Annotated in this window: 24 protein-coding genes; 16 read left to right on the top strand and 8 right to left on the bottom strand. The window is 28.1% G+C overall.

Annotated features, from left to right (window positions below):
- Positions 1-149: 149 nt before the first annotated feature.
- The 8 genes from gndA (at position 150) to KO506_RS14260 (ending at position 9,080) form a co-directional block, all read left to right on the top strand.
- Positions 150-2,042, top strand: coding sequence for an NADP-dependent phosphogluconate dehydrogenase (gene gndA, locus KO506_RS14295; protein WP_215995598.1), 1,893 nt, complete (start codon positions 150-152; stop codon positions 2,040-2,042).
- A 19-nt stretch (positions 2,043-2,061) separates the two neighbouring features.
- Positions 2,062-3,354 (top strand): Nramp family divalent metal transporter, encoded by a 1,293-nt coding sequence (locus tag KO506_RS14290; protein ID WP_215995597.1) that lies wholly within the window; start codon positions 2,062-2,064, stop codon positions 3,352-3,354.
- A gap of 56 nt (positions 3,355-3,410) precedes the next feature.
- Entirely contained in the window at positions 3,411-4,175 is a 765-nt protein-coding gene (locus KO506_RS14285; protein WP_215995596.1) for an SDR family NAD(P)-dependent oxidoreductase, read from the top strand.
- Positions 4,176-4,202: 27 nt separating this feature from the next.
- Positions 4,203-5,273, top strand: coding sequence for a polysaccharide lyase family 7 protein (locus KO506_RS14280; protein WP_215995595.1), 1,071 nt, complete (start codon positions 4,203-4,205; stop codon positions 5,271-5,273).
- A 53-nt stretch (positions 5,274-5,326) separates the two neighbouring features.
- Positions 5,327-6,877, top strand: a complete 1,551-nt coding sequence (locus tag KO506_RS14275; protein WP_215995594.1) for a helicase HerA-like domain-containing protein — start codon at positions 5,327-5,329, stop codon at positions 6,875-6,877.
- Between the two features lie 46 nt (positions 6,878-6,923).
- Complete coding sequence (locus KO506_RS14270) at positions 6,924-7,481, top strand: hypothetical protein (protein WP_215995593.1); 558 nt, start codon at positions 6,924-6,926, stop codon at positions 7,479-7,481.
- Between the two features lie 113 nt (positions 7,482-7,594).
- Positions 7,595-7,963: a cupin domain-containing protein gene (locus KO506_RS14265; protein ID WP_215995592.1), complete on the top strand. Its 369-nt coding sequence runs from the start codon at positions 7,595-7,597 to the stop codon at positions 7,961-7,963.
- Between the two features lie 79 nt (positions 7,964-8,042).
- Positions 8,043-9,080: an AI-2E family transporter gene (locus KO506_RS14260; protein WP_215995591.1), complete on the top strand. Its 1,038-nt coding sequence runs from the start codon at positions 8,043-8,045 to the stop codon at positions 9,078-9,080.
- Here KO506_RS14260 and KO506_RS14255 read toward each other — a convergent pair.
- Both KO506_RS14255 and KO506_RS14250 read right to left on the bottom strand, forming a co-directional pair.
- Positions 9,077-11,524 (bottom strand): TonB-dependent receptor, encoded by a 2,448-nt coding sequence (locus KO506_RS14255; protein ID WP_215995590.1) that lies wholly within the window; start codon positions 11,522-11,524, stop codon positions 9,077-9,079. The two genes, KO506_RS14260 and KO506_RS14255, sit on opposite strands and share 4 nt — an antisense overlap.
- Before the next feature lie 5 nt (positions 11,525-11,529).
- On the bottom strand, positions 11,530-13,233 hold the full coding sequence (locus KO506_RS14250; protein WP_215995589.1) for a M23 family metallopeptidase: 1,704 nt from the start codon (positions 13,231-13,233) through the stop codon (positions 11,530-11,532).
- A gap of 145 nt (positions 13,234-13,378) precedes the next feature.
- On the opposite strand from KO506_RS14250, the gene KO506_RS14245 reads away from it, so the two are divergent.
- The 4 genes from KO506_RS14245 to KO506_RS14230 all read left to right on the top strand — a co-directional run bounded on the left by KO506_RS14245 (position 13,379) and on the right by KO506_RS14230 (position 17,723).
- Positions 13,379-13,669, top strand: a complete 291-nt coding sequence (locus KO506_RS14245) for a hypothetical protein (protein WP_215995588.1) — start codon at positions 13,379-13,381, stop codon at positions 13,667-13,669.
- A 13-nt stretch (positions 13,670-13,682) separates the two neighbouring features.
- A complete protein-coding gene (locus KO506_RS14240; protein WP_215995587.1) occupies positions 13,683-13,976 on the top strand; it encodes a cell division protein ZapA in 294 nt (97 codons plus the stop codon).
- 229 nt (positions 13,977-14,205) lie between these two features.
- Positions 14,206-15,774, top strand: a complete 1,569-nt coding sequence (gene rny, locus KO506_RS14235) for a ribonuclease Y (RefSeq protein WP_215995586.1) — start codon at positions 14,206-14,208, stop codon at positions 15,772-15,774.
- Positions 15,775-16,133: 359 nt separating this feature from the next.
- Positions 16,134-17,723 carry a purple acid phosphatase family protein gene (locus KO506_RS14230; RefSeq protein WP_215995585.1) on the top strand — a complete coding sequence of 530 codons (1,590 nt, stop codon included), beginning with the start codon at positions 16,134-16,136 and terminating at the stop codon, positions 17,721-17,723.
- An 85-nt stretch (positions 17,724-17,808) separates the two neighbouring features.
- On the opposite strand, the gene xerD is transcribed toward KO506_RS14230, so the two are convergent.
- Positions 17,809-18,705: a site-specific tyrosine recombinase XerD gene (xerD, locus tag KO506_RS14225; RefSeq protein ID WP_215995584.1), complete on the bottom strand. Its 897-nt coding sequence runs from the start codon at positions 18,703-18,705 to the stop codon at positions 17,809-17,811.
- 42 nt (positions 18,706-18,747) lie between these two features.
- On the opposite strand from xerD, the gene aroQ reads away from it, so the two are divergent.
- Positions 18,748-19,161 (top strand): type II 3-dehydroquinate dehydratase, encoded by a 414-nt coding sequence (gene aroQ / locus KO506_RS14220; RefSeq protein ID WP_215995583.1) that lies wholly within the window; start codon positions 18,748-18,750, stop codon positions 19,159-19,161.
- A gap of 15 nt (positions 19,162-19,176) precedes the next feature.
- Here the strand turns inward: aroQ and KO506_RS14215 are convergent, their stop codons facing one another.
- The 4 genes from KO506_RS14215 to KO506_RS14200 form a co-directional block, all read right to left on the bottom strand.
- Positions 19,177-19,641 carry a GNAT family N-acetyltransferase gene (locus KO506_RS14215; protein ID WP_215995582.1) on the bottom strand — a complete coding sequence of 155 codons (465 nt, stop codon included), beginning with the start codon at positions 19,639-19,641 and terminating at the stop codon, positions 19,177-19,179.
- A 13-nt stretch (positions 19,642-19,654) separates the two neighbouring features.
- A complete protein-coding gene (locus tag KO506_RS14210) occupies positions 19,655-20,827 on the bottom strand; it encodes a lipoprotein N-acyltransferase Lnb domain-containing protein (RefSeq protein ID WP_215995581.1) in 1,173 nt (390 codons plus the stop codon).
- A 5-nt stretch (positions 20,828-20,832) separates the two neighbouring features.
- Positions 20,833-21,903 (bottom strand): PorV/PorQ family protein, encoded by a 1,071-nt coding sequence (locus KO506_RS14205; protein WP_215995580.1) that lies wholly within the window; start codon positions 21,901-21,903, stop codon positions 20,833-20,835.
- A 74-nt stretch (positions 21,904-21,977) separates the two neighbouring features.
- Positions 21,978-22,958, bottom strand: coding sequence for a YheT family hydrolase (locus KO506_RS14200; protein ID WP_215995579.1), 981 nt, complete (start codon positions 22,956-22,958; stop codon positions 21,978-21,980).
- A gap of 99 nt (positions 22,959-23,057) precedes the next feature.
- Here KO506_RS14200 and KO506_RS14195 point away from each other — a divergent pair, with 99 nt between their 5' ends.
- From KO506_RS14195 to KO506_RS14185, 3 genes are read left to right on the top strand one after another with little or no spacing between them, the layout of a single operon-like run.
- A complete protein-coding gene (locus KO506_RS14195; RefSeq protein WP_215995578.1) occupies positions 23,058-23,783 on the top strand; it encodes a CDP-alcohol phosphatidyltransferase family protein in 726 nt (241 codons plus the stop codon).
- A gap of 4 nt (positions 23,784-23,787) precedes the next feature.
- Complete coding sequence (locus KO506_RS14190; protein WP_215995577.1) at positions 23,788-25,005, top strand: GAF domain-containing sensor histidine kinase; 1,218 nt, start codon at positions 23,788-23,790, stop codon at positions 25,003-25,005.
- A 15-nt stretch (positions 25,006-25,020) separates the two neighbouring features.
- Positions 25,021-25,380 carry a glyoxalase gene (locus KO506_RS14185; RefSeq protein WP_215995576.1) on the top strand — a complete coding sequence of 120 codons (360 nt, stop codon included), beginning with the start codon at positions 25,021-25,023 and terminating at the stop codon, positions 25,378-25,380.
- Positions 25,381-25,403: 23 nt separating this feature from the next.
- On the opposite strand, the gene lptB is transcribed toward KO506_RS14185, so the two are convergent.
- Positions 25,404-26,144, bottom strand: a complete 741-nt coding sequence (gene lptB / locus KO506_RS14180) for an LPS export ABC transporter ATP-binding protein (protein ID WP_215995575.1) — start codon at positions 26,142-26,144, stop codon at positions 25,404-25,406.
- Between the last annotated feature and the right edge of the window lie 25 nt (positions 26,145-26,169).

Raw genomic sequence — 26,169 nt, 5'->3', positions numbered from 1 at the left:
TTGACTATTTCAGACATTTTATTAACTTTTATTATCAATTATCATTTTTTTATTAAATTGAATTATTATTAATACAATTAATTGAATAAATTAATTTATATTTGGACAGCCAAACTGGTAAACCAATCTGGCTGTCCAAATATTTTAAGATGCATCCAAGAGTAATTTTTGTTATCGGAGTTTCAGGAGTGGGTAAAAGTACCATTGGTAAACTTTTATCAGAAGAACTAAAAATTTCTTTTTTTGATGGTGATGATTTTCACCCAGAAAGCAACGTTAAAAAAATGTCTAATGGTATTTCTTTGGTTGATGAGGATAGATATAGTTGGCTTCAAAATTTAAACAAATTAGCAAAAACACAAATTGATGATAACAAAGATTGTGTTATTGTTTGTTCTGCATTAAAACAATCTTATAGAAACATATTAGAAAATACAATAGAAGAAAACTCTGAATGGGTTTTTCTTAAAGGTACTTTTAAATTAATTAAAGAAAGGCTAGATAATAGAAAAGGGCATTTTATGGGGTCTAAGCTTTTAGAATCTCAGTTTAATACTTTAGAAGAACCAAAGAATGCACTGCATATAGATGTAAAATCAACACAAAAAGATATTGTGAAAAGCATAAAAGAAAATTTAGAAAACAAGTCAGAATTTGGTCTTTTTGGCTTAGGAGTAATGGGTAAAAGCTTAAGTAGAAATTTAGCGAATAACGGTTTTAAAATGTCATTGTTTAATAGACATGTAGATGGTTTAGAAGTAGATGTTGCTAAGAATTTTAAAAACCAGTTTTCAGAATTATCAGAAGCACAAGCTTTTGATGATTTAGGTGCTTTTGTAAATTCCTTGCAAAAACCAAGAAAGATCATGTTAATGGTAAATGCTGGTAAAACTACAGATTACGTTATTAACGATTTGTTACCCTATTTATCTAAAGGAGATATTTTAATTGATGGAGGAAACTCGAACTACAAAAAAACTTTAGAACGTTTCGATTATTTAAAATCCAAAGAAATCGAATTTATAGGAACTGGAGTTTCTGGTGGAGAAGAAGGAGCCTTAAAAGGACCTTCTATTATGCCTGGAGGTAGCAAAGATTCTTATGATAAAATAAAAGATTATTTAGAAGCCATAGCTGCCAAAGATAAAAACGGAAACGCTTGTTGTACATATATTGGTACAGAAGGTAGTGGTCATTTTGTGAAAATGGTGCATAATGGTATTGAATATGTAGAAATGCAATTATTGGCAGAAGCATATATATTATTGAAAAATCTAGGTAAAAATCCTGATGAAATAGCTGCTATTTTAGAATCATGGAAAATTACGACAAACAGTTATTTATTAGAAATTACTGTTGATATTCTAAGAAAAAAAGAAGGTGATGATTGGTTAATTCATAAAATTATGGATAAAGCTGGTAATAAAGGTACAGGAAACTGGACAACTATTGCAACTGCAGAATTGGGTATACCAAGTTCTATGATAACTACATCTTTATTCGCTAGATATGCTTCCTTTTTTAAGGATGAAAGAGTAACAACCAGCAAAAGTTTTGATACTAATAATTTTGATGTGCTAGCTTTAAATGAAGATGATATTCATAAAGCATATCAATTTGCAAGAATGGTAAATCATTACCAAGGTTTTAAGTTAATAAATGAAGCTTCTAAAAAACATTCTTGGAATTTGAATTTAAGCGAACTTGCTAGAATTTGGACAAATGGTTGCATTATTAGATCTGATTTAATGGAAGATTTAGTCGAAGAATTTAAAACTACAGATAACTTATTATTAAGTAAAAAAATAGTAGAAGAATTAAATGTTTTAAAACCTAATATTAAAAACGTAGTTGCAGAAAGTATTTTAAAAGAACAACCAGTTCCTGCATTAACAGACGCAATTAGTTTTTTAAATAGCTTTTCTAAAGCAGCTTCTACAGCAAATATTATACAAGCACAAAGAGATTATTTTGGAGCCCACACTTATCAAAGAAATGATGATGCTTCTGGGAAATTCTATCACACAAACTGGCAAGAATAAGTAAAATTTAAAGATATACATGGAAAATACAAAACAGAAAAAAACTCTTTTTAAAAGAATACTTGCCTTAATTTTAAGTTTTGGACCAGGTATTTTTGCAATCGGTTATACAATTGGAACAGGTAGTGTAACATCTATGATTAAAGCAGGTAGTGCATATGGCATGCAATTGACTTGGGTGCTTTTATTAAGTTGTTTATTTTCTGGAATTCTAATGTTTGTTTATGGTAATTACACATTAATTACTGGAGAAACAGCATTATATAGCTTTAAAAAATATTTAAAAGGAGGTAAATTTCTTGCTATTTTAATTATTATCGGAGTTTCTGTTGGGCAATGGGGTTCACTTATGGGGATATTAACAATTTCTTCTAATATGCTTTATGAGATTTTTGCAATAAATTTCGAAAGCCTAAAAGCCTATGAATATGAAACCGTTTTAATTATTTCTATTATCATAGTTAGTGTATTTTATGCAGTTATGTTGGTAGGTAAATATACTTTTTTCGAAAAGATACTGGTCATATTTGTGTCGTTTATGGGGCTATCTTTTATAATTTCTTTATTTTTTGTTTATCCACATCCATCAGAAGTTTTAGAAGGATTAATACCTAATATACCAGATTCTAAAGACCCAATGGTTTCAGGAAGAATGATGGTTGCAGCATTTGTAGGTACTACAATGGCTGCAGCAACTTTTTTATCTAGACCTTTATTTGTTAAAGGAAAAAATTGGAGCCTAAAAGATTTAGGAAGACAACGTAAAGATGCAATTACAGCAGCAATTTTAGTTTTTATAATTAGTGGTGCAATTATGGCAGTTGCTAGTGGAGCTTTATATCATCAAGGTAATCCTGTAAATAATGTCTTAGATATGGCAAAGCCTTTAGAGCCAATTGCAGGAAGTTTTGCAGTAGCCATTTTCTTTTTTGGTACACTGAGTGCTGGTTTGTCATCAATTTTTCCGTGTTTATTAATAGCACCTCTTTTAATAGCAGATTACCAATCAGGAACTTTAGATACTAACTCAAAACAATTTAGAATAATAACAGCAATTGCTTCTTTAGTAGCGTTAATTGGTCCTGCATTTTTTGGAGGTAAACCAATTTTAGTTCAAATTTTATCGCAAGTTTTTAATGTATTTATATTACCATTAGTTGTTCTCGGTATTATTCTTTTAGTAAATAATAAAAAATTAATGAAAGGTTATAAAACAAGTTTAGGTATTAATATAGGTTTATTTGCGGCTTTATTTTTCTCTTGTATTATATCTTATACAGGAGTAGTAGGTCTTATAACAAAATACTTTTAGAGTATTTTATAAAACAATATAATTAGTAGTATTTAAAAAATATAAAACAACAACAAATGAATAATAAGTTAAAAAATAAAAATGTATTAATTACTGCAGGTGCTCAAGGAATTGGAGAATCAATTACAAAACATTTTATAGATAGTGGGGCTAATGTGTCAATTCATTACTTTTCTAGTGATGCAACAGCTAATGAGTTAAAAGAATATGCAAAATCTAAAGGACAGAAAGCAGTTGTAATAAATGGTGACTTAACCAAAGAAGAAGATGCCAATATTTTAGTTGATAAAACTGTAGAAGCTTTAGGAGGTTTAGATATTTTAATAAATAATGCTGGCTCTTTAGTAGCTAGAAGATTGTTAGGTGAAATGGAAACTAACTTCTGGCATAAAGTAATGGATATCAATTTAACTTCTATGATGTTTGTAACACGAGCTGCAGCACCTCATTTAGCTAAAAATGAATGTAGTAGTATTGTAAATTTAGCATCATTAGCAGGTCGTAAAGGAGGGCATCCAGGTTCTTTAGTATATGCAACAAGTAAAGGTGCAATTTTAACATTTACAAGAGCATTATCTACAGAATTAGGTGCACAAGGTATAAAAGTAAATGCTGTTGCTCCTGGTCTTATTTTAGGAACATCTTTCCATAATACACACACAACAGAAGAATCTGCAAAAGAAACTATTGCAGGTATTCCAATTCAAAAACCTGGTAATGCTGCAGATGTAGCAAGGGCTGTTTTGTTTTTAGCATCAGAATATGATGGTTTTATTGCAGGTGCAACACTAGACATTAATGGTGGTGTTTATAATATGTAAAAGTTCTAATTTTTAAAAATATTTAAAATGAAAAAAAGTTCAATAAAAATAGTTTTAGCATTTGTAATACTTTCTGTTATTGCAATAAGTTGTAAAAAATCAACTAAAAAAGAAGAAGCTCCAAAACCTGTTTTTGCAAGTGATGTAATTCCTTTTTTTAACGATTGGAGTTTAATTTTAGGTGATGGATCTAATGTTGGGCAAGCTATAAACTTCGAAAACAAAGATTACTTTTATACAACAAAAGATGAAAAAGATACTTGGGTAGTTTTTAAATCGCCAAATGCTGGTGATACACATGGTACTTCTAACAATACAAGAACAGAATTAGCACAATCTAAAAAATGGTACCCAATGACGGATGCTAAACTAACTGCTAATTTAAAGGTAATGAGTGTTTCTAAAACAGGAGATGCAACAGTTGCAGCATCATATGCTGTAGTTGTTGGGCAAATTCATAGTGCAGATAAGCATGAGAATGAACCTTTAAAAATTTTTTATAAGAAATTTCCTGGTCATACAAAGGGTTCTGTTTTTTGGCATTATGAAATTAATACTTTAGGTGATGATAATTCTAAAAGATGGGATTATTCTTCTGCTGTTTGGGGTAACGATTTTTCTACTGTAGGTCCAGATGCAAATACATATCCAGAAGAACCAACAGAAGGTATTGAATTAGGTGAAGAGTTTAGTTATTCAGTAGATATAAAAGAAGGAATAATGACATTAGTTTTTACAAGCGAAGGTCATGAAACGAAAACATTTACTAAAAACTTAATAAAAACAGATTACGCTTCAAAAGCAGACATTTCTCAACAAACTAAAGATATGTTTTTTCCTGTTGGTCAAGATGGAGTAGAAAGAGCAAATGCTTATGCTGATGAAGGTTGTTTTTTTAAATTAGGTTGTTATAATCAAACAAATGGAAAATCTCCTGAAGTAAATAAGAATTGGTGCTCAGGTGCAGATACTTATGATGGCGATCTTAAAAAACAGTATGAAACTGGTAACTATGCAGAGGTTTGGTTTAATAAAGCAAAAATCTATGTAAGTCCTAATTCAATTTCTAATCAAGAATATTTTACTAAAAATGATTAACTAATATCTTCTTAGAATCTCAATTTTACTTATTTTTATGGAAATTTTAGATAATGAGTCAAAAAGAGGAATTCTTTGAATATATAAATTCAGGATACTCCACTAAAGGAGATTTTATAGAGCTGGGAGCAGCAATGCTTGGTGAAGAAACTGTAACAAATGCAATTGTAAAAGTTCCTTTAAAAACCTTAAATAGACATGGATTAATTGCTGGTGCTACAGGTACAGGTAAAACAAAAACATTACAAGTTTTAGCCGAAAATTTATCAGATAAAGGGATTCCTGTTTTGTTAATGGACATTAAAGGAGATCTTTCTGGTTTGGCAAAAGCAAGTCCTGGTCATGCAAAGATTGATGAACGTCATCAAAAAATAGGTTTTCCTTTCGAGGCTAAAAAATTCCCTATAGAAGTACTAACAATTTCTGAACAAGATGGTACCAGATTACGTGCTACAATGTCAGAATTTGGTCCAATTCTTTTATCAAGAATTTTAGATTTAACAGAAACACAAAGCGGAATTGTTGCCATCATTTTTAAATATTGTGATGATAATAAACTTCCGCTTTTAGATATTAAAGACTTTAAAAAGGTTTTACAATTTGTAACAAACGAAGGTAAAGAAGAAATTAAAGCAGAATATGGGCGAATTTCTACAGCTTCTACAGGTGCAATTCTTCGTAAAATTATAGAAATAGAACAACAAGGAGGAGATCTGTTTTTTGGAGAAAAATCTTTTGATGTAGAAGACTTAACTAGAGTAAACGAAGATGGAAAAGGAATTATTTCTGTTTTACGTTTAACAGATATTCAAGATAAACCAAAGCTGTTTTCAACATTTATGTTGCAATTATTGGCAGAGGTTTACGAAACTTTTCCAGAACAAGGAGATTCTGGTACTCCAGAACTTATAATATTTATAGACGAAGCACATTTGGTTTTTGATGAAGCATCAAAAGCACTTTTAAATCAAATAGAAAGTATTGTAAAACTAATTCGTTCTAAAGGAATTGGTTTGTATTTTGTTACTCAAAATCCTAAAGATGTACCAGAAGATATTTTAGCTCAATTGGGTTTAAAAATTCAACACGCTTTAAGAGCATTTACTGCAAAAGATAGAAAAGCCATTAAATTGGCGGCTGAAAATTACCCTGATTCTGAGTATTATGATACAAAAGAAGTTTTAACGCAATTAGGAATTGGAGAAGCATTTGTATCCGTTTTAAACGAAAAAGGAATTCCAACACCTTTAGCAAGAACTATGTTACGTGCACCAATGAGCAGAATGGATATTTTATCAGATAAAGAACTTAAAAATGTGATAAATAATTCTATACTTTTCTATAAATACAATGAGAATTTAGACAGAGAAAGTGCTTACGAATTATTAAACACAAAAATAGATAAGATAAATAAAGCAGAAGAAAAAGCTATTAAAGATGCAGCAGACCAAAAGGAGAGAGAAAGAATAGCCAAAGAAAAAGAAAAGCAATCTAGAGTTTCTACTAGAAGAAGAAGCACAAGACAAGACCCTTTAGTAAAAGTATTAACAAGTGCCACATTTATAAGAGCCGTTTTTGGAATTTTAAAAAAAGTAATTAAATAACAAAATTAAAAAACGCACGTTTTATATTTTATAAAAAACAAACCAAATGATAAAAAAGAGTTTCTTACCATTAATTATAGTATCATTATTTATAATAAGTTGTAGTAATAATAATAAGTTTAAAATAGAAAAAGGTAAAGTAGGTTTAGTAGATCAAACCACTACTGTTAAAGACTTAAATGAAATTTTTAAAAAAGACTCTATTGTTAGAAATTTAAGTGAAGGTGCTTTAGGAGACAACTATTTTCAAGATGATGATGAGTATTTAATTTACGAAAAAGGAGGTAAACATTTACTAACAATTATACCACAAGAGCAGTTAGATTCTACATCAACCATAAAAAGTATCGAAATTCATGATCCGCGTTTTAAAACAAACGATGGCATTAATCTAAAATCTACTTTTTCAGAAATAAATTCAACAAATATTTTAAGACCAGAATCTACATTACAATCAGTAACTTTATTTTTAGATGAGTTAAATGTAACGATTACAATAGATAAACAAGAATTAGGTTTAAGAAATTTTAGACCTCAAAAAGTGTCTTTAGAGCAAATACCAGATTTGGCTAAAATGAAATCTTTTGTAGTTTGGTTTAATTAGGGCATATTTTTTACCTTTTTTAAGAAAGGTAAAAAACCGCGCTTTTCATTATATCTTTTTTTCGTACCTCAAAAAAGGATGCCATTTCAATCGCTTATGCAAAACCAATCTTTATGAATAAAAAATATACAATTCAAAAAGTGCCATTTGTTGTACCAACAACAGATGGCAAATTAATTGAAGAGCATTTTGGAAACGCAACAGATAAAAATTCTAATGTTAGTATTGCACACATGATTGCGCCTCCTAATTGGAAAGAACCTTTTCAAACTCCAAAATTTGACGAATATACTTACATCATTAAAGGTAAAAAACAATTTATTATTGATGATGATATTGTTGTTTTAGAAGCTGGCCAATCTATAAAAATAGAAAAAAACACTAGAGTACAATATTCAAATCCTTTTGATTTAGAATGCGAATATTTGGCCATTTGTTTACCTGCTTTTTCTATTGATTTAGTAAATAGGGAAGAGGAATAATTTTCTGTAAATTGTATTTGCATTAATTTTAAAATTGATAGCAATAAAATTTAGTATTAAATACTTATAAATTTGCTATATGAATGATGAAAATGTAATTCCACCAAAAACCATAAGACAAGTTTTTGTTTTATTATTAATAATTTTATTTGCTTTTCTAATTTTTAGAGAGCTTATACCTTATTTATCAGGAGTTTTAGGAGCTATAACCATCTACGTTATTCTTAGAAGATGGATGGTTTATTTAGTAAAGAAAAATTGGAATCCGCATTTCGCCGCAATTTTTTTAATGATTTTTTCGTTTATCTGTATTCTGCTACCAGTTGCTGGAATCGTTTTTATGTTAGGTAATAAAGTTGGTGAAGCAGTAGATAATTCAGAAAAAATTGCAAAGGTTGTTCAAACTCAAATGAACACAATAAAAGATAAGTATAATTATGATTTAAGCTCAAGAATAAACACAAAAGAAATTTCCACATGGATTTCTGATAACTGGGAAACTTTTGCTGGTGGTACTTTCGACATTTTTATAGCTATTGGTTTAATGTATTTTATTTTGTACTATATGTTAACGAATAGAAAAGAATTACGTGTTTCTTTATATGAATACATACCTATTAGTGAGAAAAACTTAAAAATTATTGGTTCAGAATCTCAAGCTATGGTACGTTCTAATGCTATTGGTATTCCTTTAGTAGCTATTGCACAGGGTATTATTGCTCTTATAGGTTTTTTAATATTCGGCATTAAAGATCCTTTTTTCTGGTTTATAATTGTAACAGTGGGTTCTATGATTCCCTTTATAGGTACTTTAGTTGGTATTTTGCCAGTTTTTATCTTAACAATGTCTACAGGCAATAGTTTTGCAGGTTGGGGAATCTTAGTTTATGGTTTAGTAGTAGTAGGTTCTACAGATAATATTATCAGACTTTTTGTGTTAAAAAAATTAGATAATGTTCACCCACTAATTACACTAATAGGTGTTATTGTTGGTGTACCTTTATTTGGTTTTATTGGCCTTATTTTCGGACCACTTTTAATTAGTTTATTTTTAGTTGTAGTTAGAATTTACAAAAAAGAATTTGGTGCTTTAATAGAATCTAAGAAGATACTTTAAAACTTCATAGATACTTTAAAATTTAAAACTCTACCAGTCATATAATTAGGGATTCCATATTGTGTTTTAGAATACACATCTCTAACCCAGGTATTGGTAATTGCATTCTGAATATCGAACATGTTAAAAAGCTCTAATCCAGCTGTTAGTTCTTTAAATTTAGATAACCAACCAGTAGTATATTGTTTATTGGCATCAGCAAAAACATAAGAAACACCTAAATCTGCACGTCTATAGTCTCTTAAACGACTTTGAAAATCGTAAGGATCTGAGTATGCAGGAGATCCACCAGGAACTCCAGAATTATAAACTAAATTTAAATATGCTTTTAAATCTGGTAGATTAGGTACATAATCTTGAAACAGAATTCCGAATTTAATTCGCTGATCAGAAGGTCTTGCAATATTGCCTTGGTTATTAATATTTTCTTCTGTTTTTAAATATCCCAAACTTACCCAACTTTCACTTCCAGGAACAAACTCACCATTTAAACGCATATCTAATCCATAAGCATAAGCTGTTGCAGCATTATCTGCTCTATATCTTATTCTTACATTATCTATAGAGTAAGCATTAACATCAGATAAATCTTTGTAATACATTTCAGTAGTTAACTTAAAAGGTCTGTCCCACATTGCAAAACTGTAATCCATACCTGTTACAAAATGTATAGATTTTTGGGCTTTTACATCAACGTTTAAATCACCATTAAAATCTCTTAATTCTCTGTAAGAAGGTGGTTGTGCATATAAACCTCCAGATATTCTAAATAGCATATCTTTTTCCCAATCAGGTTTTATAGCAAATTGTAATCTTGGACTAATTATTGTTTGATTTTTAGAATCAATACCATTACCAGTAACAGCCCAACTTTGAGCTCTAATTCCTAAATTATAAAACACTTCATGATCATTCCAGAAAGAACGTTGGTTAAATTGTACAAAACCCGAGAATCTTGTTATAGCAACATTATTGTCTTTTCTGATGGATTGATAAGGAGTAATTTCACCTTCAAAAGCTTCGTAAGGTTGATTGTTTCCTGTATGATGTGGAGGTCTAATAGAAAACCCTAAAGAATCAATTACTTCCCATTCTCTAATTCTATCTTGTATATCTTCTTTTTGATATTTAACTCCAAAATCCCATTGTTTGTCATTATTTTTTATTGTTCCTCTAACTTGAATATTTGTAATTAAAGCATCTAAATCATTACGTGCGTGATTTAATTGAGAACCAATTCCCTGAGAAAATTCTACTTCTCCAAAATTTTCAGAACCGATATTAGAATCTACTTCACCTAAATTATATTGTGCAGCAATGTCAAAATGTTCTTCTTCTTGAGTGTTGTATCTAGAAGCTGTAGTTTTTAAAGTAAAATTATCATTAACTTTATAATCTGCGGATAAAGCACCAAATAGAGTTAAATATTTGTCTTGTTCTTGACCAGAATAAAAAACAACTAATTCTAAAGGATCTGCAACTGTACCAAAACGTGTTCTTCTAGATAAAGGTTGATAATTGTAATCATTTAAAGAAAAATTACCTAGAAAACTTAATTCAAATTTATCAGAAAAATCATAGGTTAAATACGTTTGTACGTCTGTAAATTTGGGTCTAAAATTAGTTTCAATTTGTTTACTATTTACAAATAAACTGTTATCTCTATAACGAACTCCTGTAATTGTACTTAGTTTTTTGTTTAAAAACTGACCTTCGAAAGTAGCACTTCCACCTAATAAACTTGCATCTATTGTAGTTGCAGTTTCTTTTGGTTTTCTGTAAGTAATGTCTAAAACAGAAGATAATTTATCACCATATTTTGCTTGAAAGCCACCAGCAGAAAAATTAATATTCTGCACCATATTTGTGTTGATAAAACTTAAACCTTCTTGTTGGCCAGATCTAATTAAAAAAGGTCTGTAAACTTCAATACCATTAACGTAAACTAGATTTTCATCAAAATTACCACCTCTAACATTGTATTGCGTACTTAACTCATTATTGTTATTTACACCTGCAAACGTCATTAAAGTATTTTCTACACCAGCATTTGGTCCAATCGTATTTTTAACAGTTTTTATGTCTATAGATTCAATGCCTGATGCTTCTTTTCTAATATCTTTTACAACTATTTCGTTTAATTTTTCTGTTTTTAAAATTAGAGTAGGTGAGTATCTAATTATATTTCTATTTTTTGCAGTAATTAATTTTGTGATTGTTCTATAAGAAACGTGACTGTAAATAATTGTTATTTCTTTATCTAAAGGAATTCTAACAGAATAATTACCATTTATATCTGTTGATGTTCCTGTATTATTAAATTTTATTGATACATTTTCTATAGGTTCTTTTTTACTGTTTTTAATAGTACCTTTTAAAATAGTAGTTTTTTGAGCAATTAAAAAACTTGGGATAAAGAGTAGAAATAAGAATGTTTTTTTCACAAAAATTAGTTTATTTGTTTCTTAAAGAACGTTGCAGATAACTCATTCGTATTTCCAACATTGTCTGATACTACAAGTTTAAAGATATGTTTGCTACCTACCAATTTTTTATCACTAAAATTATAGGTTAAAATTCTTTTTTTATGATTGTATTGCATTAAAACCCATTCACCATCAATAGTAGCCCTCCAGTTTTTAATACCAGAACCAATATCGCTAATTTTCACTTTTATTGTCTTAGAGTTACTTATCCATTGTTGGTCTTTAAAATATAGCAATTTAATTTTAGGTTTTATAGAATCTATTGCTAAGGTATAATTGCCTAAAATTTTAGTTGTTGTATAAAACGTACTATCTTTTTTTCTGGTATAATTATATCTTGGATATTTAGGATACTCTAAATTGGCAATATACATTTGCTGTTTTTCTTTTTTAGAATATTTAGAGACGTTAAAAGTAAGCGTAAAACTTTTATTTAGTGGTACAGTTGGGTTATGAATTTTGGCAATGTTTTTATCAACCTTAAAATCTAAGTACAAATCGTTATAAAAAGTGTTTTTAGGAAATGCAATAGTAACATCATCTTTACTAAATTTATGAAAGTTTTTAGCTACAACTTTATAATTCGTAGTGTCAGCTTTAGAACTAAAAATAGCATTACTCTCTTTACCAGAAACAGGTATTTTTATAGAACTTTTATTGCCTGCAAAATCTTTAGCAATAATTTCTATAGTATAATTAAAACCTTTTTGTATGTTTATTTTACCATTATTAATCAACTTTTCATAGGTTGATAATTTATTAGCAGTTTCTTTATGAGTTTTTTGATAACGTCTTTTGTATTTTTTATAATGCTCGTAATCAATATGTAAATTTAAGTATTTGCTTTCTGCAAAAGAAAAAGTTTCTACATCATGATAATAAAAACGTTTGCCATTTACGAACATTTCTAAACTGAAAATTCCGTTTTTATTAGGCACACCATTAAAACGATCAAAAACGCTTACACCAAAACTTATATAACCACTTGCTGTAATTTTATCAGCAATATAATTTCCATTTCCAATACTTTTTATGGGAATTTGAAAACTCTTTTTTTGTTGATTAATTCTAGCGTCTGTACTTAAAGTATATCCTTTTAAAGACTGGAAGGTAGGTGTTTTAGTATCTTGTACTTTTATACCAAACAACAAAGGGTTTATAATTTTTTCTGATGCTGTATCTCTAATTTCGAAATGTAAATGCGGTCCACCAGAACCACCTGTATCACCAGAATAAGCTAAAAGATCTCCTTTTTGTAAAGGAAATTTATCTTCTTTAAAAAAAAGGTTTCCTGTATTATAATCTTCTTTTTTGTATTGTACACTTTTAACGTAAGCTTCTATTTCATCATTAAATTTACTTAAATGCCCATAAACGGTTGTAAATCCATTTGGGTGAGTTACATAAATAGCTTTGCCATAACCAAATTGTTGTACTTTAATTCTAGACACATAACCATCTGCTGCTGCAAAAACTTTTAAACCTTCTTTACCTTGGGTTTTAATATCTAAACCTGCGTGAAAATGGTTGCTTCTTAATTCACCAAAAGAACCAGAAAGAAAAATAGGTATATCTAAAGGATTTCTAAAATAATCTGTTGGATATTTCTCTTGAGAAAATGTAATTAAATTAAATACTAAAAATGAGAATAATATGAATTGTTTCAAAAGGCAAAATTTTACGTAAAAATAATAAAAAACATTCTTTTGGTAATTTGTTTAGCTTCAATGTATTAGTAAAAAAGTAATAAAATGTTGTAAAATTTAAAACAGAATGTTAACTTTGTAAGAATAGTTTATTCTAATAAGTGAAATGAGTAATACATTAGAAGCAATTGAATTACTAGAAAAAACGTTGAAAAACTTACTTTCTAATTACGAGTTTTTAAAACAAGAAAATGAAATATTGCTTCAAAATAATACACAATTACAACATCAGCTAATAGAATTAAAGCAAGTTTATACTAATCAAACCAAAGAATTCGATTTGCTTAAAATTGCAAAAACTATTGAAGGCAGTAGTACAAATACAAAAGATACAAAACTGAAAATAAATTCATTGATTAGAGAAATTGATAAATGTATAATTCAGTTACAAGAATAAAGTTCTTTTTATTGTGAGTCATAAACTAAAGATTAATATTGTAATTGCTGGTAGAACTTATCCTTTAAGTGTAAATAACATTAAAGAAGAAGAGGGTATGCGTAAAGCTGCTAACGCAATTAATAAGTTAATTTCTATGTATGAGCAAAATTATGCAGTTAGCGATAAACAAGATGTTTTAGCAATGTCTGCATTACAATTTGCATCAAAATTAGAAATGCTATCTTTGCAAAAGACCGATAATAAAGAGGAAGAAATACAAAAGCTAAATGAACTTACCAATTTGGTAAATACTCATTTAGAATAAGTTCTTTAAAATACATTAACAACACACTGCCTACGTTAGTAATTGTTTATTAAACTCAACACTATTCTATTATGAAGGATGAGTCTTAACTACTATAGCATGCCATAGTTGCTGAATTTATTTCAGTACCAAGTTGGATCCTTGAACAGTTAGTTAGTCCTATAAATGTCATTTTGGAGTTTAAAAACCTAATCTAATGTAGGCTTTTTTTATATATAAATTTTAAATTATGGATGGAATGGTACTACCCACTATTATGGGAGTTTTAGTAGGGATAGCAGTAGGCTTTTTAATTTTTAAGGCCCTAGAAAAATCAAGAGGAAAGAAAATTCTTGATGGTACAAGAAAAGAAGCTGCAACAATTTTAAAAGAAGCTAAAATTGATGCAGAATCAGTAAAAAAAGATAAAATTTTACAAGCTAAAGAAAAATTTATTGAGTTAAAATCTGAGCATGAAAAAGTAATCTTAACAAGAGAGAAAAAGATTTCTGATGTAGAAAAAAGAATTAGAGATAGAGAATCTAAAGTAGCATCAGAGGTAGATAAAAATAAGCGTTTAAATCAATCTTTAGAAAGTAAAGAAAAAGATTATAATTTTAAATTAGATTTCTTAGAAAAGAAAGAAGGTGATTTAGAAAAAATGCATAAACGTCATGTAGACATGCTAGAGCAAATTTCTGGTTTATCTGCAGAAGAAGCTAAAAAAGAATTGGTTGCATCGTTAAAAGATGAAGCTAAAACAGAAGCAATGGCATTTGTACAAACTTCTATAGAAGAAGCAAAATTAACAGCAGAACAAGAAGCAAGAAAAGTTGTTTTAGGTACTATACAAAGAGTAGGTGTAGAGCAAGCTGTAGAAAATTGTGTATCTGTTTTTAACTTAGAGTCTGATGATGTTAAAGGTAGAATTATTGGTAGAGAAGGACGTAATATTAGAGCTTTAGAGTCTGCAACTGGTGTAGAAATTATTGTTGATGATACGCCTGAAGCAATTATTTTATCTTGTTTTGATCCTGTACGTAGAGAAATTGCACGTTTGGCAATGCACAAATTGGTGACAGATGGTAGAATACACCCAGCAAGAATTGAAGAAGTTGTAAAGAAAACAGAAAAGCAAATTAACCAAGAAATTATAGAAGTTGGTAAAAGAACTGTAATCGATTTAGGTATTCACGGTTTGCATCCAGAGCTTATTAAAGCTGTAGGTAGAATGAAATATCGTTCTTCTTATGGGCAGAACTTATTACAACACTCACGTGAAGTATCCAATCTTTGTGGAATTATGGCTTCTGAAATGGGTATTAATGCTAAGTTGGCTAAAAGAGCAGGTTTATTGCATGATATTGGTAAAGTACCAGATGCAGAAAGCGAATTACCTCACGCATTATTAGGTATGCAATGGGCTGAGAAATATGGTGAAAAAGGTGAAGTTTGTAATGCTATTGGTGCTCACCATGATGAAATAGAAATGAAGAGTTTATTATCACCAATTGTACAAGTTTGTGATGCAATTTCTGGGGCAAGACCAGGTGCTAGACGTCAGGTATTAGATTCTTATATACAACGTTTAAAAGATTTAGAAGCAATTGCTTTTGGTTTTAATGGAGTACAAAAAGCGTATGCCATTCAAGCTGGTCGTGAATTAAGAGTTATGGTAGAAAGCACCAAAGTAAATGATGCAAAAGCCTCTGAATTATCTTTTAGTATTTCGCAAAAAATACAGAATGATATGACTTATCCAGGTCAAGTAAAAGTTACTGTAATTAGAGAAACTAGAGCTGTAAATGTAGCTAAATAATTTTTTTATTTACATTATAAATATAAAACCTTGAGTATATACTCAAGGTTTTTTTGTGTTTTTAGATTAATTTTATGATATAAAAAGAATAGATATTTTTTTTGCTAATAATAAATTAAGACTATAATAAAGTTTTACAACCAATTCGTTAACTTTTAAAAAACATTGATTTCACTTTTAAATTCTTCTTTTGTAGTTATTACTTTTATAACATTGGTAAAATTTCTTTACAATTGATATATAGGTAAATAAATTATTACAGGAAAAGAATATAATTATTTATGAAGCTGAAATTAGTGGCTAAAATAATAATTTATAAGACCGTAATTTTATTGCAGTCTTATTTTTAATTTTATAAAATGATGAAAAAAAATAGAGTTTTAAGTCTCTTCTTTTTATTTATAGTTCAGTTTTTAATAGCTCAAAAAATAGAAATAAGACCTTATTTACAAGATGCAGAACCAACATCAATCAAAATTATGTGGCAAACAGATTTTGGTGAAGAATCTATTGTTTACTGGGGTTTAACAGAAAATAAATTAAAAAATAAAACTATTGGTACTGCTTTCGATATAAATTTTACTGATAAAAGAGTACATGAAGTTACTATTACTGGTTTAAAAAGATTTACAACTTATTATTATAAAGTTCAAACTGGCAAAGCTGTATCAAAAATTTATCAATTTAAAACTCCACCATTTGCAGGTGAATCTAAAAAAATAAATTTAGTTGCAATGAGTGATATGCAATACGATTCGCAGTATCCAACTAAATTTACAGAGATTGTAGAAGAAGGAGTATTGGCTTATTTTGATAAAAATTATAAAGGCGATATTTCAGACAATTTAGCAATGGTTGTAATTCCTGGAGATTTGGTGGTTACTGGTTCTGTTTTTAGTCAATGGCAAGAACATTTCTTTAAACAATCAGAAAAATTATTTTCTAATGTACCAGTTTATCCAGTGCCAGGAAATCATGAAAGAAATTCAGACTTTTATTTTAAATATTTCAGTTTGCCAAAAAACGGAAGCCCAGAATATGCAGAACATTGGTGGTTTAAAGATTACGCAAATACAAGAATTATTGGTTTAGATTCAAATAATGGTTATAGAGATATTAAAGAACAACTAGAATGGTTAAAAGAATTGCTAGATAAAACTGCCAAAAATGATAAAATTGATTTTGTTTTTGCACAATTGCATCATCCTCATAAATCTGAACTATGGATTCCTGGAGAAGAAGATTTTTCTGGTAAAGTAGTAAAGTTATTAGAAACATTTAGCAAGGTATCTAACAAGCCAAGTTTGCATTTTTTTGGTCATACACATGGTTATTCTAGAGGGCAATCTAAAGAACACAAACATCTTTGGGTAAATGTAGCTTCTGCTGGTGGTGCCATTGACAATTGGGGAGAGTTTGAAGGTAGAGATTATGATGAGTTTACAGTTACTCAAGATGAATATGGTTTTGTTTTAGCAACTATAGATACAGATAAAGAAAACCCTTCTTTTACTTTAAAAAGAATAAGTAGAGGAAATAATGTAAAATTTAGAGATAATGAATTAAGAGATAGCATAACTGTTTTTAAGAAAACAATTCAGCCTAAAACTCCAATTTTGGTAGATTTAGATTTAAAAAATCATCCAATTCATAAAATGTTTATTAAAGCCAATGATTTTAAAAGTGATAAAAAAGATGCTTTTCATGCAGCTTCTAATTGGCAAGTATCAACAACAGCAGATTTTTCTAAAATTATTTACAATTCTTGGAAACAACATGAAAACTGGTATTATAAAGAAAACAGACAAAAAAATGATGATTTAACAGATGAGATTATTGATAGAAAATTAAGTAACGAAACTATATATTATGTAAGAGTTCGTTATAGAGATCAGTTTTTAAATTGGAGTGATTGGTCTGTTGTAAAACATTTTAAAACAGTTAAGTAACTTAACACTTAAATGGGTTCTAAAATATTTTATGGTATAATAGAATCAATTTTATTAAAAGAAAGATGTTTATTTAAGGGCTTTTTTATTTTCTAGGATGATAAGTTTCTACAACTTCTCTTAAATAACTTCTATCTAAATGCACATAGACTTCTGTAGTTGTAATACTTTCATGACCTAACATTTGCTGAATTGCTCTTAAATCTGCACCGTTTTTAAGTAAATGAGTCGCAAAAGAATGGCGTAAAGTATGTGGACTAATTTTTTTATTTAAATTGATTTCTACAGCTAGGTTTTTTAAAATTGTAAAAATCATTTGTCTGGTTAAGCCATTTCCCCTTCTATTTAAAAATAAAGTATCTTCAAAACCTTTTTTAGGATTTAAATGACTTCTAATATCGTTTATATAAAAAGAAATATATTTTTGTGCATTATAATGTATGGGTATAAAACGTTCTTTATTTCCTTTACCAGTAACTTTTATAAAACCCTCTTCAAAAAATAAATCAGAAATTTTTAAGGTGATAAGTTCGCTTACTCTTAAACCACAACTGTACATTGTTTCTATAATTGTTCTATTTCTTTCTCCTTGGGGATGACTTAAATCTATTGCAGAAATTAGTTGGTTTATTTCATCTTCGGATAAAGTATCTGGTAATTTTCTACCAATTTTAGGAGCTTCAATTAAATCAGTTGGGTTTGTTTTTCTATAATCTTCAAAAATCAAATAATCAAAAAAACTACGTAAACCAGAAATAATTCTTGCCTGACTTCTAGGATTTACTTTTTTAGCAACTTCATAAATAAATTGTTGTACAAGGCTTTGATCTACAGAAATAGGAGAGGAGTCAATTTCATTATCATTTAAAAATAATGTCAATTTTTCTAAATCTCTAGTATAACTATCAATTGTATTTTGAGATAAACCTCTCTCAATTTTTAAGAATAATTGATAATCTCTAATTGCGTTTTGCCATTTCATTTGCTAAAAATAAAGTTTATATTTACAACTTAAAGTGTTTTTATGAAACTTATAATTATAAACGGACCAAACTTAAACCTTTTAGGAAAACGTGAACCAGAAATTTACGGATCTGAAACTTTCGAAGATTTTTTTAGAGACTTACAATTAAAGTTTACAAACGTAGAATTGTCTTATTTTCAATCTAATATAGAAGGTAAACTAATTGATAAATTACATGAAGTTGGTTTCGATTACGATGGAATTATTTTAAACGCTGCTGCTTATACTCATACGTCTGTAGCAATAGGAGATGCTGTAAAAGCAATAAATGCTCCTGTTATAGAATTACATATTTCTAATACGCACGCTCGCGAAGAATTTAGACATAAAAGTTTTATTGCATCTGCTGCAAAAGGTGTTTTGTTTGGTTTTGGTTTAAAAGGCTATGAATTAGCGATACAAAGTTTTATTTAATACTGATTTTTTTTACTATAATTCTAAAATCATTTTAATGTCAGAACGTTCGTAATGTGAGTTTTCTTCTACAGGTATTTCTTTAAAACCCATTTTTTTGTACAAATTAATTGCAGGTACTAAACTTCTATGTGAATATAATATAATGTTTTTCCAGTTTTGCTTTTTTGCAAAATCTATAGAAAACTCCATTAGTTTTAAGCCAATTTTTAAACCTTGAAATTTAGGGTCAACTGCCATTTTACTCAATTCATAAAAAGATCTTTGGTTGATGATTGAAACTACACCCACAATTTTATTATTGTATTTTGCAAAAAAGATAAAACCTCCTGGGTCTAAAACATATTTTCTAGGATTGCTTAAAACCTTTTCATCATAAGGTTCTACATAAAAATATTTCTTTAGCCATTCTACATTTAAATCATAAAAATGAGTGGCATATTTTTCTTCAAAAGGAATAATTTCTAACTTATAATTCATCTAAAAAAACTTTTTATTTTTTATAAAATGATGTTAAAAACAAATATCTAATAAAAAGTAAAACTAATAAAGGAATTACAGCTAATGGAAATAATTGAATTTTTATTACCCATAAAAATGGAATTAAAAGCAATAAACCTAACAATATTTTAAAGTAAGTATGTATCCATTTAGGCTGATTTTTTTTGAATAATAGAAAAGCAATAATTAAATTAGGAGCAAAGGCCCATAAAAAATTAAAGTTATTTGGTGTTGTAGAATGATCTGTAAAAAACCATAAAAATAGAATTAATACTCCAACAATTCCTGATATAAAAAGTAAGGTGAAATCTAATAATCTAGTTCTTTTATAATTTTTAAAATCTTTGTAAGTAATAAAAAGACCAATAAAAGCAATAATACTAAAAATTACAAATGGATTTAATATGGAAACTTTTTGTTCTATTTCTTCGTAATCTAATAATATAATTTCTTTTTTAACTAGTTTTTTTGGTTGATTATCAATAAATAAAGAACTGTTTTTAAATATTTTATATATATAATCAGGTAGATACATATATTCTTCTGATGTTGCTTTTTTATCTAATTTACTACCTAAAGCTAAATTAATTCCGAAATTACCCCAAGTGTTCCAGTAAATTTCTTTGTTCATCAATTGTCTAAAGGATAGGTTTTTTTCAATTTTATCATCATTAAAAGCAACTCGATCTCCTAAAACAGAAGTTGTAATATCTCTTAATTTAGAAGCACAGTTATTATAAAAAGGGTCATAATAATAATTTGCATTTTTAGGTAATGCGTTATTTTCTAAATATTTGAAAAAGGCTTGTTTTTCTTGTTGCGTTAAATTTAAAACTTGTTGTTTTACCCAACGTTTATCTCTTTTATAACTCGCCAAAAAGTATTTAAAATTGTATCGAGCCAATTTATACAGTAATTTACCTTTTGTAAAGTTTGCATAAAAATTAGGTTGATTAAAATCGAACATTCCATAATTATAAATTAAATCCAACTGCAAAACAGGATCTTTAATTCGAATAGCAGAATGCCCAAAAGCTTCATATAATTCTGTTCCTGGCCCAGCAGTTATTATACTTACTTCAGAATATACAGAAAGGTTAACTTGCGCATTTATAGGTTTTATCAGCAATAAAAAAAAGAGTAATAGTAAGTGTTTTTTTTTCATCAGTTTTAATTTCTAAAGAAACTATAATCGAAAGTAATAGAGAAAATATTAGAAAATAATGCATTACCAACACTACCAATATTGGTTAAAGCATAATCTACTTGAATGCCTTTGTAGTTAAAACCAACTCCAAAATTTGGCTGTACAGAAAGTGATTTACCATCGTTAAACTCTGTAATGTATTGAAAATTACCTACACCTAAACGTAAATAAACCAGCTTGTCGTAATCTAATTGAAAACCAACAGCAGGATCTATACTACCAATTTTTGATGAAAAAATATCATTAGATTGTTCAAAACGAATGTTTAAGTCTACTTCTGAAAGTAAGTTTAAATAACGACCAACTCTCCATTCTTTGGCAACACCAACTTGTATTTTTGGTTTAGTAACTTCAGTAGTTTCTGGTAATTCTTGATTTTGACCAGGAATTGCATTTTTAATTTTATCAAATTCGTCTTCATTAATAGCCCAACTATTAAAAGTTGTGGTAATATCTCTGGCCATTAAACCAAATTTCCAAGAATTTCTTTCGAATTGTAAACCTGCATCAAAACCAAAACCCCAAGAACTAGCAAATTCACCAATAATTCTACGAACTATTTTAGCATTTACTCCAAATTTTACATCCTTAAAAATTAAATTTCTAGCATAAGCAATATTAAATGCATAATCTGCTGCAGAAAAAAGGCTAATTCTATTAAAATCGATATTACCTTCACTATCAATCAATTGTGTAGTGTTCAAAATATCATCAACCCCAAAACGAATTACAGAAATTCCCAAAGCACTTTCGTAATCTATTGGCATTGCAAAAGCAGCGTGATTGTAATTAGCAATGCCTGCAAAATAAGAAGCGTGCATTAATGAACCTTGATAATCTTCTATACCCACCAAACCAGCAGGGTTCCAGTAAGTTGCGTTTACATTATTTGTGGTTGCAACAACAGCTTTACTCATCCCTAGAGCAGCAGCATCAACCCCAATATTTAAAAATTCATTGGAGTAGTTTCTAAATACTTGTGCATTTAAAAACAGTGGAAAAATAATTAAAATAAGTAAAAATTTATATTTCAATAGCTTATAATTTATCAATAACAAATATCTTAAATCCTATTAAATTAACTATTGTTTTTGGTAGATATTGTTTATTAAATATCAATCTGTATATTTTCTTTTATAAAACGATAAATTCTGTGCTCTAACCAATTATTTTCATTGGGTTTAAATGATGTCATAAAACCACAATGACCACCATATTTTGTTTCTTCTAAAAAGAAATAATCAGAATTTTCTGCTTCTTGGTAAGGATAACATTCAGTTGATAAAAAAGTGTCGTCTTTAGCGTTAATTAGTAAAGTTGGCTTTTTAATTTTGGGTAAATAAGGTTTTGAGCTTGCTTTTTGCCAATAATCTTCTGGACTATCAAAACCAAAAACAGGCACAGTATATAAATATTCTAAATCTTTAAATTTTGTTGCTTTAAATAACTTGTCCTTATCTAATTTATAATCTGGAAATTTATGAGATTTTTCTAAAATCTTATTTTTCATGGTTTTAAAAAACACTTCCATATATAACTTGTTTTTTAATTTATCTAGCTCTTTTTCAGAACTTTCAATATCAATAGGAACAGAAACTGCAATTCCGCCTTTAATTTTTGCAGATATTCCATCACTTTTTTCTCCTATATATTTAAGCGTTAAATTACCACCTAAACTAAAACCAACAATTATTATATTTTTGTAATTATAGTTTTCTAAAAGATGATTAATTACAAAATCTACATCTTCCGTTTTTCCACTATGATAAGTACTTAATAGTAAATTATCTTCTCCACTACAACCTCTTAAATTAAAACAAACAGTATCTATTTTATTATTATTTAGGTTATTAGTGTTAGATGCAATATATTTTGATTCAGAACTACCTTCCAAACCATGTATTAGTAAAACTAAAGTGTTAGAACCTACAAAAGAAAAATCTAAATCTATAAAATCGTTATCCCAAGTAACAACTCTTTTTCTAGTATAAATTGCTTTATCCTTCATAAAAAGTGGTCTGTACATTGTGTTAAAATGACCATTTCTAAAAGGAATTGTAGGTAAAAAGTTAGATGATAATATTGGCATATATTTTCTGTAGTCTTACAAATATCTTAAATAAATAACAATTTAGAAAATAGACTAATTATGATTTCTTATTTTAGCTTTTAATTGAAGCTTTTTTAGATGAAAATTATAGAGTATATACCTAATTTATTAACACTAGGTAATCTTTTTTGTGGTACAGTTGCAGCTATTTATGCTGTAGAAGAAGATTTTGTTAACGCTAGTATATTTGTATTAACTGGAATTTTATTTGATTTTTTTGATGGTTTTGCTGCACGTTTATTAAAAGTAACAGGAGAGTTAGGTAAGCAACTAGATTCTTTGGCAGACATGGTTACAAGTGGTGTTGTACCTGGTATTATTATGTTAAAATTAATTCAGAATAATTTGCTTAAAGACTTTAATACTATTGATAATTCGTTTTTTGATGTTTCTTTAATAGGTTTAATATTAACTTTAGGAGCCTGTTATAGGCTTGGTAAATTTAATATTGATACTAGACAAACAGATTCCTTTATTGGTTTACCAACACCTGCAATGTGTTTATTTGTAATATCATTACCTTTAATTCAAGAATATTCTGATATAGAATTTATTAATAATTTAATTCATAATAATTATTTTTTAATTGCTATAACATGGGTTTTAACTTATTTAATGAATGCAGATATACCTCTATTTTCATTAAAATTTAAAGACTATTCTTTAAAAAATAATTGGGTAACCTATTTATTTTTAACATTTTCTTTAGTGTTAATTTTGTTAATAAATTACTTGTCAATACCTATTATTATTACCTTGTACATTCTTTTATCAATAATAAAAAATTTAACCCCCAAAATTTAATATTATGGAGTCAGCAGAAATTCCTAAAAATGAAGTAGATAGATTACAAGCTTTAGAAGATTATAAAATAATAGATACCTTACCAGAAGACGATTATGATGCACTTTCTAAAATTGCATCTAGTATTTGTAATACACCAATAGCATTAATTTCTTTAATTGATGAAAAAAGACAATGGTTTAAATCTCATCATGGAGTAGATGCAACAGAAACACCAAGAGAACTGGCATTTTGTGCACATAGTATTTTAAACCCAGATGAGTTATTTATTGTTAATGATGCTACAAAAGATGAACGTTTTTATGATAATCCTTTAACTACTAAAGATCCGAATGTAATTTTTTATGCTGGGGCACCATTAAAATCGCCAGAAGGTTATCCTTTAGGAACTTTATGTGTAATTGATAATAAGCCCAACAATTTAAATGATTCTCAAAAAGAAGCTTTACAACTTTTAGCAAAACAAGTAATTAGCCTTTTAGAGTTAAGAAAAAAAAATAACGAACTTAAAAAAGCAAGTAATAAAACAGAAAAGCTAAACGAACGCTTAAATGATTTTGCTTATCGTTTAACACATGATTTAAAATCGCCAATAAATGGAGTTAACTTTTTATTAGATGTTTTAAATGAAGATCATGGAAATTTGTTTAAAAATACTGAAGCTGAATCACATATAAGTTTAATTTCTAATAGAATGGTTTATATGGGTACTTTAATAGATGATATTTTAGAATATACTAAAGTTAACACAGAAAATATTGTTTATGAAGATATTAATATTAAAATGTATTTAGATAGTATCATTAAAAATATAGATTTTGAAAACAAAATATATTTAAATTCTAATGCTTTAGATACTTCTATAAAAAGTTCTAAAATTGGTTTTGTACAAGTTTTTCAGAACTTAATATCAAATTCTAGAAAATATTCTGATGAAGAAAAAGTAGAACTAGAAATTGATTTTAAAGAAACTGCAGAGCATTATCATTTTATTTACAGAGATAATGGACCAGGTATAGCACAAAAATACTGGAGTAAAGTTTTTGAAATGTTTGAAACTTTAAACAACACCAATAGTCAAAATACGGGTATTGGTTTGGCTACAGTAAAATCTATAATTAAAAGACTAGGAGGAGAAATTTTCTTGCAAAATAGAGAAGATGGTAAAAAAGGAGTGTGTTTCTTTTTTCATTTTTCTAAAAAAGAAGTAATTGAACAATAATATTATTTAAAAATAATGTTTAAATCTATAAGAACATTTATTGGAGCTAAAGATTTTGAATCTTCTAGTAACTTCTATAAAGATTTAGGTTTTTCAGAAATAAAATTATCTACTAATTTATCTGTTTTTAAGGTTGATGAAAAGTTAAGTTTTTATTTACAAAAAGCATATGTAAAAGATTGGGTAGATAATTCAATGCTCTTTTTAGAAGTAGAGGATTTAGAGCTTTATTTAGCTGAAATAAAAAATAAAAATCTTACAAAAAAGTATCCAAAGGTTAAACTTTCTGAAATTGTTAAAAATGATTGGGGACAAGAATTTTTTTTACACGATCCTTCTGGTATTCTTTGGCATATAGGATGTTTCAATAAATAGAAAAACCAAATTTAAAAGAATTTCTATTGAAAGATTTTCTTCTTTTTTAACTCAAAGTCTTTACCTAAATACACTTTACGAACCATTTCATCTGCAGCTAATTCTTCTGGAGTACCTTCTTTTAAGATACTACCATTATACATTAAATAGGTTTTGTCTGTAATGGCTAACGTTGCTTGCACATCATGATCTGTAATTAAAATACCTATATTTTTGTTTTTTAATTGTGCAACAATACTTTGTATATCTTCTACAGCAATTGGGTCTACACCTGCAAAAGGTTCATCTAACAAAATAAAATTTGGATCAGAAGCTAAACAACGTGCAATTTCTGTTCTTCGTCTTTCACCACCAGAAAGTAAATCGCCTCTATTCTTACGAACATGACCAATATTAAATTCTTCGATTAAAGATTCTAACTTAATTTTCTGTTCTTTTTTAGACAAACCTGTAAATTGCAATACAGACATAATGTTATCTTCTACAGACAATTTTCTAAAAACAGAAGCTTCTTGTGCTAAATAACCAATACCTTTTTGTGCACGTTGGTACATGGCATCTTTGGTTATTTCTTCATCATTTAAGTAAATATGGCCTTCATTAGGTTTAACCATACCAACAATCATATAAAAAGAAGTTGTTTTACCAGCTCCATTTGGTCCTAAAAGTCCAATAATTTCACCTTGCTGAACTTCTAAAGAAATGCCTTTTACAACTTTTCTACTTCCATAAAGTTTTTGAATATTTTCTGCTTTTAAAATCATTTTATCAAAAATATATAATTGTTTG

Source organism: Polaribacter vadi (assembly GCF_018861005.1).
GTDB classification, from domain to species: Bacteria; Bacteroidota; Bacteroidia; order Flavobacteriales; family Flavobacteriaceae; genus Polaribacter; species Polaribacter vadi_A.
This window is presented reverse-complemented; position numbering and strand designations above follow the sequence as displayed.

Bases quoted from the DNA above. Each gene is read 5' to 3' on its own strand.
- KO506_RS14265 (WP_215995592.1), top strand. From the start codon at position 7,595: ATGAATAAAAAATATACAATTCAAAAAGTGCCATTTGTTGTACCAACA.
- aroQ (WP_215995583.1), top strand. From the start codon at position 18,748: ATGAAACTTATAATTATAAACGGACCAAACTTAAACCTTTTAGGAAAA.
- KO506_RS14285 (WP_215995596.1), top strand. From the start codon at position 3,411: ATGAATAATAAGTTAAAAAATAAAAATGTATTAATTACTGCAGGTGCT.
- KO506_RS14270 (WP_215995593.1), top strand. From the start codon at position 6,924: ATGATAAAAAAGAGTTTCTTACCATTAATTATAGTATCATTATTTATA.
- xerD (WP_215995584.1), bottom strand. From the start codon at position 18,705: ATGAAATGGCAAAACGCAATTAGAGATTATCAATTATTCTTAAAAATT.
- KO506_RS14230 (WP_215995585.1), top strand. From the start codon at position 16,134: ATGATGAAAAAAAATAGAGTTTTAAGTCTCTTCTTTTTATTTATAGTT.
- KO506_RS14275 (WP_215995594.1), top strand. From the start codon at position 5,327: ATGAGTCAAAAAGAGGAATTCTTTGAATATATAAATTCAGGATACTCC.
- KO506_RS14280 (WP_215995595.1), top strand. From the start codon at position 4,203: ATGAAAAAAAGTTCAATAAAAATAGTTTTAGCATTTGTAATACTTTCT.
- KO506_RS14185 (WP_215995576.1), top strand. From the start codon at position 25,021: ATGTTTAAATCTATAAGAACATTTATTGGAGCTAAAGATTTTGAATCT.
- KO506_RS14210 (WP_215995581.1), bottom strand. From the start codon at position 20,827: ATGAAAAAAAAACACTTACTATTACTCTTTTTTTTATTGCTGATAAAA.
- lptB (WP_215995575.1), bottom strand. From the start codon at position 26,144: ATGATTTTAAAAGCAGAAAATATTCAAAAACTTTATGGAAGTAGAAAA.
- KO506_RS14260 (WP_215995591.1), top strand. From the start codon at position 8,043: ATGAATGATGAAAATGTAATTCCACCAAAAACCATAAGACAAGTTTTT.
- KO506_RS14195 (WP_215995578.1), top strand. From the start codon at position 23,058: ATGAAAATTATAGAGTATATACCTAATTTATTAACACTAGGTAATCTT.
- KO506_RS14245 (WP_215995588.1), top strand. From the start codon at position 13,379: ATGAGTAATACATTAGAAGCAATTGAATTACTAGAAAAAACGTTGAAA.
- gndA (WP_215995598.1), top strand. From the start codon at position 150: ATGCATCCAAGAGTAATTTTTGTTATCGGAGTTTCAGGAGTGGGTAAA.
- rny (WP_215995586.1), top strand. From the start codon at position 14,206: ATGGATGGAATGGTACTACCCACTATTATGGGAGTTTTAGTAGGGATA.
- KO506_RS14290 (WP_215995597.1), top strand. From the start codon at position 2,062: ATGGAAAATACAAAACAGAAAAAAACTCTTTTTAAAAGAATACTTGCC.
- KO506_RS14215 (WP_215995582.1), bottom strand. From the start codon at position 19,641: ATGAATTATAAGTTAGAAATTATTCCTTTTGAAGAAAAATATGCCACT.
- KO506_RS14200 (WP_215995579.1), bottom strand. From the start codon at position 22,958: ATGCCAATATTATCATCTAACTTTTTACCTACAATTCCTTTTAGAAAT.
- KO506_RS14190 (WP_215995577.1), top strand. From the start codon at position 23,788: ATGGAGTCAGCAGAAATTCCTAAAAATGAAGTAGATAGATTACAAGCT.